The organism is Campylobacter sp. DY7, from assembly GCF_057802535.1.
Genome location: NZ_JBYJAU010000001.1, coordinates 42865 through 56315, shown reverse-complemented (window position 1 = coordinate 56315; position 13451 = coordinate 42865). Strand labels below are relative to the sequence as shown.

Annotated in this window: 11 protein-coding genes and 1 pseudogene; 1 reads left to right on the top strand and 11 read right to left on the bottom strand. The window is 31.8% G+C overall.

Translation table 11 applies throughout. The features are described 5' to 3' along the window. The first annotated feature begins 56 nt into the window (after positions 1-56). A complete protein-coding gene (locus AC1B00_RS00280; protein WP_239818400.1) occupies positions 57-494 on the top strand; it encodes a PH domain-containing protein in 438 nt (145 codons plus the stop codon). A gap of 21 nt (positions 495-515) precedes the next feature. Here the strand turns inward: AC1B00_RS00280 and AC1B00_RS00275 are convergent, their stop codons facing one another. The 11 genes and pseudogenes from AC1B00_RS00275 to AC1B00_RS00225 form a co-directional block, all read right to left on the bottom strand. Further along, positions 516-4094 carry an autotransporter outer membrane beta-barrel domain-containing protein gene (locus AC1B00_RS00275; RefSeq protein ID WP_488847584.1) on the bottom strand — a complete coding sequence of 1193 codons (3579 nt, stop codon included), beginning with the start codon at positions 4092-4094 and terminating at the stop codon, positions 516-518. A 411-nt stretch (positions 4095-4505) separates the two neighbouring features. Then, a complete protein-coding gene (locus tag AC1B00_RS00270; protein WP_488847582.1) occupies positions 4506-5735 on the bottom strand; it encodes a glutamate-5-semialdehyde dehydrogenase in 1230 nt (409 codons plus the stop codon). Between the two features lie 9 nt (positions 5736-5744). Next, positions 5745-6527 carry a glutamate 5-kinase gene (gene proB / locus AC1B00_RS00265; protein ID WP_336611608.1) on the bottom strand — a complete coding sequence of 261 codons (783 nt, stop codon included), beginning with the start codon at positions 6525-6527 and terminating at the stop codon, positions 5745-5747. A 79-nt stretch (positions 6528-6606) separates the two neighbouring features. Further along, positions 6607-6924, bottom strand: a complete 318-nt coding sequence (locus AC1B00_RS00260; protein WP_239818394.1) for an L-rhamnose mutarotase — start codon at positions 6922-6924, stop codon at positions 6607-6609. Continuing rightward, positions 6924-7658: an amidohydrolase family protein gene (locus AC1B00_RS00255; RefSeq protein WP_488847581.1), complete on the bottom strand. Its 735-nt coding sequence runs from the start codon at positions 7656-7658 to the stop codon at positions 6924-6926. Before AC1B00_RS00255 ends, AC1B00_RS00260 begins: the two co-directional genes overlap by 1 nt. Beyond that, positions 7655-8902: an L-fucose:H+ symporter permease gene (gene fucP, locus AC1B00_RS00250; protein WP_488847579.1), complete on the bottom strand. Its 1248-nt coding sequence runs from the start codon at positions 8900-8902 to the stop codon at positions 7655-7657. The genes AC1B00_RS00255 and fucP overlap by 4 nt, the downstream gene beginning before the upstream one ends. Positions 8903-8912: 10 nt before the next feature. Continuing rightward, positions 8913-9701 (bottom strand): SDR family oxidoreductase, encoded by a 789-nt coding sequence (locus AC1B00_RS00245; RefSeq protein WP_488847578.1) that lies wholly within the window; start codon positions 9699-9701, stop codon positions 8913-8915. Between the two features lie 9 nt (positions 9702-9710). After that, positions 9711-10970, bottom strand: coding sequence for an MFS transporter (locus tag AC1B00_RS00240; RefSeq protein ID WP_239818390.1), 1260 nt, complete (start codon positions 10968-10970; stop codon positions 9711-9713). A gap of 22 nt (positions 10971-10992) precedes the next feature. Beyond that, positions 10993-12150 (bottom strand): UxaA family hydrolase, encoded by a 1158-nt coding sequence (locus AC1B00_RS00235; protein WP_488847766.1) that lies wholly within the window; start codon positions 12148-12150, stop codon positions 10993-10995. A gap of 102 nt (positions 12151-12252) precedes the next feature. After that, positions 12253-12510: pseudogene (locus AC1B00_RS00230) on the bottom strand (UxaA family hydrolase); the annotation flags it as partial. After that, entirely contained in the window at positions 12507-13403 is an 897-nt protein-coding gene (locus AC1B00_RS00225; RefSeq protein ID WP_488847577.1) for a dihydrodipicolinate synthase family protein, read from the bottom strand. The gene AC1B00_RS00225 and the pseudogene AC1B00_RS00230, both read right to left, overlap by 4 nt. Between the last annotated feature and the right edge of the window lie 48 nt (positions 13404-13451).

The following is a 13451-nucleotide window of genomic DNA, read 5'->3' as shown; positions in this document are numbered from 1 at the left end:
AAGTTAAGAATGGGGGGGGGTATAATGCTTTTTTTAATTTTTTAAAAGGAGTTCTTATGTCTTATGTAGAACAGGTTTTAGGCGCAGATGAAAGCGTTGTTATGAAAGCAAAAGTTAGTATTTTTGCTTTTTTAGGTGATTTTTTTGCTATTTTAGTTTTAGCAATTTTAAGTGTTAGTATTCATCCTTTTATTGCTATATTTATTATCTTTCTTTTACTTCGTATGTTTGTAATTATTACAACAACAGAACTTGCTTTAACAAATAAAAAAGTTATAGCAAAATTTGGCTTTATTAGAAGAGATACAATAGAACTAAGATTAGAAAAAATAGAAAGCATTAGAGTTGGTCAAGGAATTCTTGGTAGGATTTTTAATTACGGCACAATATTTATAAATGGTGCTGGTTCATCTGCGCCAATTCCATTTATCGGAGCACCGATTAATTTTAAAAGAAGTGTAGATGAATATATAGAAAATAAATTATCAAAATAAGCCCTATTTCTAGGGCTTTTCTTAGAACGAATATCTTAAAGTTCCGTTTATATTGTAGTTTGTATTATACTTACCACTAAATGATTTTTCAGCATCTAAGCTAAACTTAGTATTGTTTCCTAAGTTAAAATTAGCTCCTACACTAGCAAATCCACGACTATCTTTAAAGCCTTTTTCAACTCTTGTAGTTGTGCCATCACTTAGTGTTATAGTAGGAGTTTTGTTTAAATCAAATGCCCCACCAACGCTAGCTCTTAAACCAAAGCTATCATTAATATTTGCACCAGCGCTTAAAGCAACTTTAGCTGCACTCATAAACTTACCTTCACTTTTTAAAGTAACTTTATCATTACCTTTTAGATTAGTCATAGGGATATAGCCAACGATTAGCTCAGCACTAGGCTCAAGATAAAAATCACTTCCCATTCTATATCCAGCTTCAACACTTCCTAAGAAACCACTTCCGCTGTCTTTTAAATCGCCTAACCATACATTATCTTTAAATGTAGATTTATGATGAGTATATTTTGCAGTCGCATCAATATATAAACCATCATTTCCAACTAAACTAACATAAGCACCAAAGCCGTGATTTTTAACCTTTGAATCACTTGAATTGCTTGTATTTTGACCTATATTTGCCATTACACCTGTATAAAGTTCGCCGTAATTTGTGCTAGTTTGTTTATCTGCACCAAATTGCACTTCATAATACTTAATCTTAGCATTATCAATCTTGCCCTCTCCACCGAAATTCCTAATCCAAATTCCAGCGTTTTTGCCATTATTATTTCTTAGTTCGCCCATTCTTTTGTTTAGATTATTCCATTCGCTAACATAAGAATAATAAGTTTGATTTAGCATATTTTTTGCATCTTTTAATGCCTTTGTATTAGCACCCTTTAAAGTAAGCTCAATTTCATTGCCATTTGTTGAAGTATTTTCTACTTTTACAGCTTCTTCAATTGCTGCGTTTTTAATATCTGCTTGTGCTTCTTCAATTGCTTTATCAAGGCTTGCTTCATTTGCTACAATCTTGCTTGTATCATTTGCAGTATTGTTTGCCTTTGCCATTACCTCATCACTTGCAGTTCCTTTTGCAACATCACTTGCATTTTGAGCAATTGCTCCTACGCTTGAACTTGCATTATCCAAAATACTCTTATCAGCACCACTTTTGCTATCAGCACTAAAATTATCACTAGTACTACTTGCAAGCACACTTGCTCTACTAGTAGCTGCATTAACAGGATTTGCTACTACTGAATAGTAAATATAATCGCCATCAGTTTGCTTTAATGTTCCGCTTAAGATGTTTTTCTTATCTAGTGAATATACACTTAGCCCATCATAAACACCGATTTTTGTTACAAAATTTTCAGCGTTTGCTGTGCCAGCTCCAACCTTTAATAAAGCTAATGGTAGGTTTGCTAGATTAGTTGCATCGGCTTTGCCATTATTTACACTTAAACCAAGCAATCCTATTTCGTTATTTGCTCCACTTGTGCTATTTCTTGCAATCATTGTGCCAAGGAATGTATTATTTGTGCCACCCATAATAAATGTATTATTGCTTGCATTTAAATCATTTGCTAAGATTCTACCTGTAATCTTAGAGCCATTTGCATTTAGCTTATCTGCTTTTATATCGCCAAATACAATAGCGTTATTTAGATTAATGTTTGAACCTTTTGAGATAGGGTCTTTATAAAAATTAGCAGCACTTACACCGCTTGCCATTACACCAGTAGTTAAATCATCGCTAATATCAGCATTACCTATAACTTGACCTTTAATAGCTGAACTAGTAATGTTTATATTTTTTGCTTGTAAAAGTGTAGTATTAGCACTCTTATCTAATTTATAAGCACTCTCAATTCCTATTAAGCTTAGATTATTTGAAGCTGCGATATTAGCGTTATAGCTAATCTCTCCGTGATACTCTCCTGCTTCTTTATCTAGCCTTTCTACATCTTCAACAATTCCGCTTAAGCTTAGGTTTTTGGTTTTAACATCTTTATCAAACACTGAGCTAACAGCATTTATTGAGCCATAGTTTATAACGCTTTCACCAAATAATGCTTTATTTGCATTTACATTAAACTCTGCGTCTTTTTTATTTGCTCCGTGTGTAAGGTTGTTTATAACTGCATTTTTAAGAGTAATTGTTTTAGAACTTGTAGCTTTATCGTTTGCTATGATTCCTTCTGCATAAGTATTTGTTAGGCTTATATTTCCATCATTTACATTGATATTTTTAAATCTTGACATTGTATTAACTGCATCATCATTGTCAATATAAGAAAATGCAGGATTTAAACCACTTTTATCAGCTTTATCGGTCAATAAATTTCCTAAAGCATTTAAATCACCCTTAGCAATATTTACATCACTTGCAAATTCTGTGTTATTAGCATTTAAATTACCTTCTGTAATATAAACACCACCTGTATTTTCAAAACTGCTAACAATAGTATTTATATCGCCTTTAGCAACCCTAACAACCCCAGTTCCTTTCATTTCAAAACCAGTTGTATCAATACCGCCATTAGCTATCAAATCTCCTGATATTAAGTCTTCACTATCTACATATTTTAAAGCGTCTTTATAAAATGTAGTGCTATCTATTTCTGTATGATTGTTTGAAGTCGCTGCTTTAATAAGTGGTAAGAAATTTTCTTCATTTCCCATTATCTCATCAAGTTTCTTCATATCTTCAGCACTTGCTATTTTTTCACTATTTAAAAGACTTGCGAAATGCTTATTCGCTAATTCTTTTTGATGAGCTCCACTTATGAATTTTCCTTCTGTTTCTACATTACCATTTATTTTTGTTCCATAGATTTCTATATCGCCTTTACTCTTAACTCCGTTTTGAATGTCTGAAAGAATAAATCTAGCTTTGCCGTTTTGATTATCAATAGCACCTTGAAAAGTCGTATTAAAGCCATAGAATGAATTATTTGCACTTGCTTTAGTATTTGCTGTAACTTTACCGCCGATTACAGCTGTTTCAAATTTAGCTAAATTAGAGCTTGTTATATCTCCACCATATAAATCACTTGTTTGTTTTCCATGTGGAATACTAGGCTCTCTTGCTATAAGTGGCTTATCATTTCCAACTGGTGTTCCCATTACATATAAATCTTTAGCACTTACGCTACCATTTACATCAGCATCAAGTAAAATCACATCTCCATTTCCACTAATAGCTACACCACTACTACTTTCAATAGCACCTTCATCTAAAACAAATAAATCATTATTCTCAATTGTAGTTCCTAAAGATTTAATCTCTATATTTGATACATGCAAACCACTATTGTTTGTAATTTTTTTACCTTCTGCAAGATCTACTTGAATTCCATCAATCAAACCATTGATTTTGTAGTTTTTATTTAAACTTAAAAGTTTTTTAAAAAAACCTACTTTTTCTTCTGTAAATTGTGGGTCAATTAAGGCTTGATTAAAATCAACTAAGCTTTTATTATTTGTAAAACCACCTGTTAAAACATGTTCTTTATGAACGCCACCGCCTTCATGGTCTAATAAAAACGCTCCATTATTTACAATATCACCTGTAATTTTTTTAAGACCCATGTCTTCTTGAAAAGTTGCTTTTCCGTAGTTTTTAATAGTAATATTTTCAGTAATATCACTTGTAATTTTGTAGTAGTCTTTCTCAGCTTCTGCGTGAGTAGCTTTGTTTAACTCTAAAGCGTTTAAGCTAGTGCTTAAGATTAATGCACTTGCAACTAATGAGAGCTTAAATACCCCCCCCCCGTTTTGTGTCTTACCATGACATCTCCTTAAAATAAATTTTTGCTTAAAGCAAGGCTTAATCTTAGTAAATAGTTTTTTAAAATTTGCTTAAAATTTATCGCAAATATTTAATTCAATTTCTATTTTTTTTTTTTTTTTTTTTTTTTTTTTTTTTGATAAAGTTTATTGATTTTCAAAGAATTTAAAATAGGAATTTGGTTTAAATTCCTAATTCAAATTCCACAAATTTTAAGCTCTTATGTGTCCGTCGCCTATGATTTTGTATTTTGTAGTAGTTAGTTCTTTAAGTCCCATTGGACCTCTTGCGTGAAGTTTTTGTGTGCTAATACCAATTTCTGCTGCATAGCCAAACTCCGCACCATCGCTAAATCTAGTGCTTGCATTTACATAAATACAAGCTGAGTCTAACTCATCTAAAAACTTATTAATATTAGTAAAATCTTCTGAAATGATTGCTTCTGAATGATTTGTACTGTATTTTTGAATGTGAGATATAGCTTCATCTACATTGCTTACTATTTTAATCGCTAGGATTAAATCCTCAAATTCATCTTCGTAATCTTCTTTGCTTGCTTTAACAAATCTAGTTAAATATTTGCAAGATTTTTCGCAAACTCTTAGCTCAACATCACTTAAACGCTCTTGCACTAAAGGTAGCAAAGTTTTTGCAATATCTTCGTGGATTAATAAAGTTTCTACGCTATTACATACCCCTGGTCTTTGTCTTTTTGCATTATCAATGATTTTTAAAGCATTTTCTAATTTTGCATTATAATCAACATAAATATGACAATTTCCAACTCCTGTTTGAATACAAGCAATGGTGCTATTGTTCTTAACTTCATTAATTAAACTAGCACTTCCTCTAGGAATTACTACATCTATGTAATTATTCATTTTTAATAGACTTTTTACTAATTCTTTGTTTGTATCGCTTATGATTTGAACGAAATTTTCATCTAAATTAAAGCGTTTTAATACTTTTTTAAAAATTGAAACTAAAAATAAATTAGTGTTAAGTGCTTCTTTTCCACCCCTTAAAATCACCACATTAGAACTCTTAAAACATAAAGCAAAAGCATCTACACAAACATTAGGGCGAGATTCAAAAATAATTGCAACAACTCCTAAAGGCACTCTAACTTGCTCTAATTTAAGATTATTTTCTAAAGTTTTACCAAATACTACTTGATTAATCACATCATCTAATAATGCAATATTTCTTAAAGTATTTGCCATATTTTCTATTCTGCTTTCATTTAATCTAAGCCTATCAACGAAAGCACTTTTTAGATTAATATTTTCGTTTATATCTTTTAAATTAGCTTTTAAAAGCTCATCTTTATTTGCTAAAAGCTCATTCGCACATTCGTTTAATACTTCGTTTTTAAGCTTTGTGCTAAGTTTTATAATCTTTGTTTTAGCAAGTTTTGCATTATTTCCTAAAATTTCTAGCATTTTTCTTCCTTATCCAAAAATCGTTCCTATATCAGCTCCTGCTAAAACTTCTGTTATATTCATAGGATTATCTCCGTTTAATATAGCCATTTTAATACCAGCTTTAGCACAAACCAAACCAGCTTGAAGTTTAGTCTTCATTCCGCCTACACTAAACTCACTGCCTTTATCTTCTCCCATATTCATGATTTCATCTGTTATTTTTTCTACATAAGCAATTCTTTTTGCGTTAGGATTGTTTTTAGGATTTGCTGTATAAAAAGCATCAATATCGCTTAAAATCATAAGCAAATCAGCACCACTAAGCACTGCAACACTAGCTGATAAGCTATCATTATCGCTAAATTCAATCTCATAAGTTGAAATAGTATCATTTGCATTAATTATGGGGATAATTTCATATTTTAATAAAGTATTTAAAGTATTTTGGGTATTTATCTTTCTTTGTTCTATTTCAAAATCATCTTTTGTTAATAAAATTTGAGCAACAAAACAACCAAAAGTTGAAAATGCGTTTTGATAAATATGCATAAGTTCAGCTTGTCCTATTGCTGCTGCTGCTTGTTTTTCTTTCGTTTCTTTAGGTCTTTGTTTAAAGCCTAATTTCTTTGAACCTACTCCGATTGCTCCTGAAGTAACCAAAATCACATCTTTGCCTTGATTTTTCAAATCAGTTAAAACCCATGCTAATTTGCTAATTAAACCAAGGTTTAGATTTCCGTTTTCGTAAGTTAGAGTTGATGTGCCTACTTTAATTACGATTCTTTTGCTATTTTTTAAATTGTTTTTCATAATAATCCCCTTATTTTTTAGGAATATTAAAGATTTACAATTAACACTCGTAAAAGAATTTAGATTAGGAATTACTTTCCTAATCTAAATGATAAACTTCTTTCATATTTAGCCATTTTTGACCTGCATAGCCAAGTGATATTTGGCATGGGTCTGTGCAAGCCCACCATTTGCGTGTATTCTCATCTGCTGCCATTTTTGCCATATCAGCATCAAAATCAGTTCCTACATACTCAAAATATGCGAATAAATACTCACCAAAATTATAAATTGAATAATTACGAATATTGCAAGCCTTTATCATCTCATTTACGCCTGGCATAGGGTTTGCGTGAAGTCTTTCGTATTCAGCTAATTTTTCTGGAATAACTTTGATAATTTGTCCAAATCTTTGCATTAAATCTCCTTTATTTTATAAATTTCTTTTGCATTTAAATAAAAAATCTTTTCTTTTAAATCATCGCTTTTAAAATGACTATCAATTATTCTAATCCACTCATTTGGTTTTAGCTCACTTACAGGATAATTTGAGCCAAAGCAAATTCTATCTTCGCCAAAAATATTAAAAGCCATATCAAGTAATTTTGAATAATCTTTACCTAAAACAAAATCATCTTGGCATGATAATTTCATATAAGCATTTTCTTTTTTAGCAATTTGTTTTAAGGTATCTTTGCCACTAAAATCCTTAATATTTGCAAAATGATTAAAGATAATTCCTGTTTTAAATTCCTTAATAATTTTATTAAAATTACTTAGTTCGTTTTCGTTTATGCAAACTTCAAACAATAAATCATTTGCATTTACTAAATTAATCGTTTTTTTAAACTCACTACCTAAACAATATCCGCTTTGCTTTGTGTGTAAAACTTCTCTAAAGCTATTTGCTCCTATTGTAGCAAGGCATAAAGCAAGTAATTTTTCATGTTTAAAGCTAAGCATTTTAGCACTTTCTGCTTTTGGCTCATCTGCGTTTATTTCCACATAAACACCGCCTAAAAAATCACATTCACTAAATTCAGCTAAGTATTCAAGAAAAGTAAAATCACGCCTTAGTCTAGTTGGGGCATTTTGCACCCAACTAGCGTCATTTTGTTGCCATATATGAAAGTGTGTATCAATTACTTTCATGATTTTTTAGTCCATAAAAAGCTATATAATGCTACATATAAAAAGCAAGGAGCTAAAGCTAAAAATCCTGCACCTGTGCCATAACTATCATTTATAGCTCCCATAATTGTAGGCATTATTGCACCACCGCAAATACTCATTACTAAGATTGAGCCACCAAGTTTTACTTGATTTAGTGGTAAATCTTTTGTAGCAACTGCAAAAATAGTAGGAAAACTAATACTCATAAAGAAAAATATTAAAATTAAAGCATAAACACTAATCATTCCATCAGCTACATATAAATAAAAGCATAATGCAACATTTATAAGTGAATAAATACCTAAAATGCTCTCGCCTTTCATTACTTTCATAAGTGGAGTTGTAACAATTCTTCCTATCATAAATGCTACAAGTGCAGCTGAGAAGAAATACGCAGCCTTTTCATCACTTAAAGCAGCATCGCCAAGGCTTGCAGTATGTTCTACTGCATAGTTTATAAAGAATGCTCCTGCTCCAACTTGAGCTGCAACATATAAAAATTGAGCTAATACTCCTAAATTAAAATGCTTATGTTTAAATACATCACTTGCTTTTGAATTGTCTTTAACTTCGGCTTCACCACTTACTTCACTACCTTCTGGGATTTTGTTAAATACGAATGCAAGTAAGATTAAAAATACTATTAAAGCAATTCCTACATAAACCATTTGAACATTAAACATATTTTCAAGTAATGCTTGTTCTTTTTCAGCTGCTGTTGCGTTTTCGCCACTATGAGTGATTGATAAGAATAAGCTACCACCAATAATAGGTCCAACAAATTGTCCAAAACCATTAAAGCTTTGAGCCGCATTAATTCTAAATGAAGCGTTTTTCTCATCGCCAAGTTTTGTCATATAAGGGTTTGCGTTAGTCTCAAGCGCTCCAAGTCCGCAAGCAAGAACAAAGAAAGCAAATAAGAACATATTAAAACTAGCCATATTTGTAGCTGGAATTATCAGTAAGCAACCAATTGCATAAAGTGCAAGCCCTGTAATAATTCCTATCTTATAAGAAAATCTTGAAGCAATCCAACCAGCTGGAAGTGCCATTACAAAATACGCTCCAAAATAAGCCATTTGTAAAAGACCACTATTTTGTTGAGTAATTCCTAAATGGTTTTGAAAGTTTTTATTCATAACATCTACAAGTCCATAACTAACACCCCATAAGAAAAATAAAGATGTTACTAATCCTATTGCAATTTTTACATTTTTATTCATTTTTTCTCCTTTAGTTTTCCCAATTTAATGCACGATCAAGATGCATATAACCACCATCTGGCGTTAAGATTTGTCCTGTTGTATGAGATGCCCTTGGGCTTATTGTAAATACAGCAGTATCAGCGATTTCTTCGCAAGTTGTGAAACGATGTCCTAGTGGAATGAATTTTGCAATTTCTTGATATTGCTTTTCAGGGTCTGGGAAGTTTTTAATCCATTTTTCATAAAGTGGAGTCCAAACTTCAGCAGGGCAAATGCAATTTACACGAACATTATCAGGAGCAAAAGCGCAAGCCCACTCTCTTGTCATTGCTATTTGAGCGCCTTTTGCACTTGCGTATGCTGTGGTTCTTCCTTGTCCTGTGATACCTGTTTTGCTTGAAATATTTAAGATACTTCCTTGCTCTTTTTTAATATAAGGAAGGCAGCATTTTGTCATTTCATAATAATGAAATAAATTACTCTCATAACTTTTAATAAGATCTTGCGTTGTAGCACTTTCAATATGAAGATTATCATTCATACCTGCATTATTAACAAGCGCATAAATTGAGCCGTATTTAGCTACAATTTGCTCTACAACTGCACTAATTTCTTGCCATTTTGATAAATCTAATTGATAAAAGCCATAATTTGGGCAAAGTGCTTTAATCTCTGTCTCAAAATCACTATCAAGCTTAGAGCGAGATACGATAACAGGAATTGCACCTTCAGCCGCAAGGCATTTGCTAATGCCACCACCAATTCCTTTACCACCACCTGTAACGATTACAACTTTTCCTTTTAATCCTAAATCCATAATTTCTCCTTATTTAATATTTTTGTAAGATTTTTTTAAATGAATTAACATAAGCACACCTAAGAATGCAACCAAGCATAAAGCAATTAAACCTGCATAAGAATTATTAAATTGATTTTCTGCTAAGGTTTTTAAATTAGGTGCAACAAAGCCACCAAGATTTCCTAAAGCTCCAATTAAAGCAATTCCAGCAGCTGCACCAGTTCCTTTTAAAACTTGTGTTGGTAGATTCCAAAAAATAGGCTGAATTACAATAAAACCAACAGCAGCTAACGAAATAAATAAAATAAATAAAGCTAAAGAATTCATAAATACAGATATAAACATACATAACACTGCTAAAAATAACAATGCAATACTAAAAGAACTCCAAGACTTTAATTTATCAGCATAACTTGTAATAATAGGTAGAGCAATTAATACTACTAGCCAAGGAATTGCACTAATAAGCCCAACTTTTAAACCTACACTAGTTCCTAAAAAATGCGATACTTGTGTCGGTAAATAAAATAAAACCCCATAAACACTAAGCTGTATTGCAAAATAAACTAAAACAAATTTCCATACTAATAAAGAAGTTAAAGCTTTACTTGTATTACAATCTTTTTTACTTGCTTGTTCTTTTGCAAGTTCATTTAATAAAATTTGTTTTTCTTCTTCGCTTAAATACTTAGCATCTTCTGGTTTGCTAGCAAGCTTAAAAAATGCATAAACACCTACTACTACCGTAATTGCTCCTTGAATAATAAACATCCATTGCCAGTTTTTAAACCAAATGCTAGGTGCGTAATCTAAAATAGCCCCTGTAATAACGCCACCAAGCATAAGAGCTAATGGAGCTCCTAATTGATAAAAGCCATAAGCTTTTGACCTATATGCAGTAGGGAAAAAATAACTAAGATATAAAATAACTCCAGGACTAAATCCAGCTTCGCTAAGTCCTAATAAAAATCTTAGAATATAAAAACTTGTTTCATCTTTTATAAACATCATAGCCATACAAACAAGTCCCCAAGTTACCATAATTCTACTAAGCCATACTTTTGCTCCTAGTTTATGTAATAACAAATTTGATGGAACTTCAAATATTGCATAACCTATAAAAAATATCCCAGCCCCTAAAGCATAAGCACTATTGCTTATACCCGCATCAATTGCAATATAATCTTTTACATAAGCAATGTTTGATCTATCCAGCATTGCTAAGCAAAACATTAAAAGTATTAAAGGCATTATCTTTAAATACATTTTATTTACTATTTTTTCCATGTAATCCTCCTTTGATTACGACTTAACAAGTTGTTGCAAGTCTCCAAACGCTAAAATCATTTTGTTTATTGATTTCTGCTTTTGTTAATTTACCTTCGCTTATTCTTATAATTAATTCAATTAACTCATCTCTAATGTCTTCTTTACACTTATTACCATCTACGATTTCACCAGCATTTAAGTCAATTACATCAGCCATATTTGTGGCGCAAAAATTATTTGTACTTAGCTTAATCGTTGGAGTTGTAGGGCTTCCTGTTGGAGTTCCACGACCTGTTGTAAATACAACTAAGTTCGCCCCACCTGCTACCATAGCACTAAGCTGCTCTATATCATTTCCTGGAGTATCCATGAATGTAAGACCTTTTTTAGTAACTGGCATTGCATAATCAATCACATCTACAACCTTAGTTGTCCCTGCTTTATAAACACAACCAAGGCTTTTTTCTTCAATAGTAGTAAGTCCGCCTGCTATATTTCCTGGGCTTGGATTTGCACCACGAATGTCTGAGCCGCTGTTTTTAACATTTTCTTCAAAGCCATAGATTTTTTCATATATTTTTTTCTCAACTTCAGCATTAATTGCACGCCTTGCTAAGATATTTTCAGCTCCTATTAGCTCAGTTGTTTCAGCTAAAATTACAGCTCCACCATTTTCTACTACATAATCACTTAGACTTCCTAGCGATGGATTTGCACTAAGCCCACTATAAGCATCACTTCCACCACATTCAGTTCCTAAGATAATATCGCTAAAATCGCCTTCACTCAATTTACATTTACTAGCATTTTCAAGCATTTCTTTAACTATTTTTATACCTTCATTTGTTGTATTTGTAATACCACCTAGCTCTTGAATACTAATCGCTCTTACATCTTTATAAGGTGCTAAACTTTTAGCTAATTCTTTAACCGAATTTGAGCTAATAGTCTCACAACCAAGCCCTACTACAAGTGCAGCATATACATTAGAGTTTGCACAATTTCCTGCCATTAGCATTCTTGTTTGCTCTGCATCAAAATCAAGTTGGCTACATCCGTGCTGATGAGTTACATATACAGCTTCAGGGCATGCACGAGCTATATTTTCTACAACCTTATTAGCGCATACAACGCTTGGAATTATTAAGACTTTATTTCTTAAGCCAAACTTGCCATCTTCTCTTCTATAACCTTTCAAAACTACCTTTTCATGCTTTGAATCTTGTGCGTTTAGGTTTTTCTTGTTTGCACTCTCAATGCTTAATTTTAAAGCATTTTCTAATTTTGAACTATCACAGCTATCGCCCCTACCACGAACGCCTTCAGTATTGTTTGTATGAACCCATTCGCCTTTTTTTATATCAATACTAGCTGCTCCTATTACTTCGCCGTATTTAATGATAAAATCACCTTTTTTAATATCGGTTAAAGCGAATTTATGTCCGCTTTTAATATCATTTAGCAAAGTAACATCGCCAAAAACTTCGCCGTTTTTTAAATCACTTATTGCAGTTGCGACATTGTCTATTTCGCTAACTTTTAAAAATCTATTTTTCATAATGCACTTTCTATGTTTTTAACTAATTCTTTTGCATATTCAAATTTTTCACTAAGTGCTTTTAGAGTTTCTTCGCTTAGTGGATGAATGCTTTTATTTGCGAATGCAAAACCACGAGCTTTAAGTAAAAGTGCAAATCCCATAGGAAATGATAAGCTCATTCCAAATCTAATAGCTGGTAATAATGCTTTTTGAAGTTTTATTGCTCTTTCATATTTTTTTTCATTATATGCTTTATAAATCGCACTCATAATATCAGGGAAAACACATCCTGCACTTGTCATTGAACCTTTTGCACCCATCATTAAAGCTCCAAAATAATGCTCTTCACGACCCACAAATACATCAAAATCACTTGGCACAACATCTAAAATATGATTTAGCAATAACGCATCTCCACTACTATCTTTCATACCTACAATATTTGGTAATTTGCTTAATTTTTCAATTAGATTTAAACTCATCGCAGGTGCAAAAAGTGGGATATTGTAAATATAAAGTGGAAGCTTTACTTTAGCTTGTAAGTCTTTTACATAAGTATAAAGCGTATCATCATTAAACTTATAATAATACGGCATCATAAGTAAAAGCGCATCAGCTCCTTTATTATAAGCTTCATTTGCAAGATCTAGGCTTTCTTGATAAATACAACTTCCTATTCCACAAATAACAGGCACTTTTTTATTAGCAGCTTTAATTGAGAGCTCTAGCATTTTTGATTTCATCTCATAAGGCATTGCTTGTGAATCTCCAGCACTTCCATTGCAAAATAAACCATCAAGTCCATTAGCAATGCCCCATTCACACATTTTTAAAAACTCAGCTTCATTAATACTTCCATCATCTTTATATGGTGTATATAAAGCAGGTAAAGTTCCTTTAAGTATTCCCATATTATTCTCCTTAACTTTTTGTATATACAAAAAAATTAAATTTTATTT

Bases quoted from the DNA above. Each gene is read 5' to 3' on its own strand.
- AC1B00_RS00280 (WP_239818400.1), top strand. From the start codon at position 57: ATGTCTTATGTAGAACAGGTTTTAGGCGCAGATGAAAGCGTTGTTATG.
- AC1B00_RS00275 (WP_488847584.1), bottom strand. From the start codon at position 4,094: ATGGGTCTTAAAAAAATTACAGGTGATATTGTAAATAATGGAGCGTTT.
- AC1B00_RS00270 (WP_488847582.1), bottom strand. From the start codon at position 5,735: ATGCTAGAAATTTTAGGAAATAATGCAAAACTTGCTAAAACAAAGATT.
- proB (WP_336611608.1), bottom strand. From the start codon at position 6,527: ATGAAAAACAATTTAAAAAATAGCAAAAGAATCGTAATTAAAGTAGGC.
- AC1B00_RS00260 (WP_239818394.1), bottom strand. From the start codon at position 6,924: ATGCAAAGATTTGGACAAATTATCAAAGTTATTCCAGAAAAATTAGCT.
- AC1B00_RS00255 (WP_488847581.1), bottom strand. From the start codon at position 7,658: ATGAAAGTAATTGATACACACTTTCATATATGGCAACAAAATGACGCT.
- fucP (WP_488847579.1), bottom strand. From the start codon at position 8,902: ATGAATAAAAATGTAAAAATTGCAATAGGATTAGTAACATCTTTATTT.
- AC1B00_RS00245 (WP_488847578.1), bottom strand. From the start codon at position 9,701: ATGGATTTAGGATTAAAAGGAAAAGTTGTAATCGTTACAGGTGGTGGT.
- AC1B00_RS00240 (WP_239818390.1), bottom strand. From the start codon at position 10,970: ATGGAAAAAATAGTAAATAAAATGTATTTAAAGATAATGCCTTTAATA.
- AC1B00_RS00225 (WP_488847577.1), bottom strand. From the start codon at position 13,403: ATGGGAATACTTAAAGGAACTTTACCTGCTTTATATACACCATATAAA.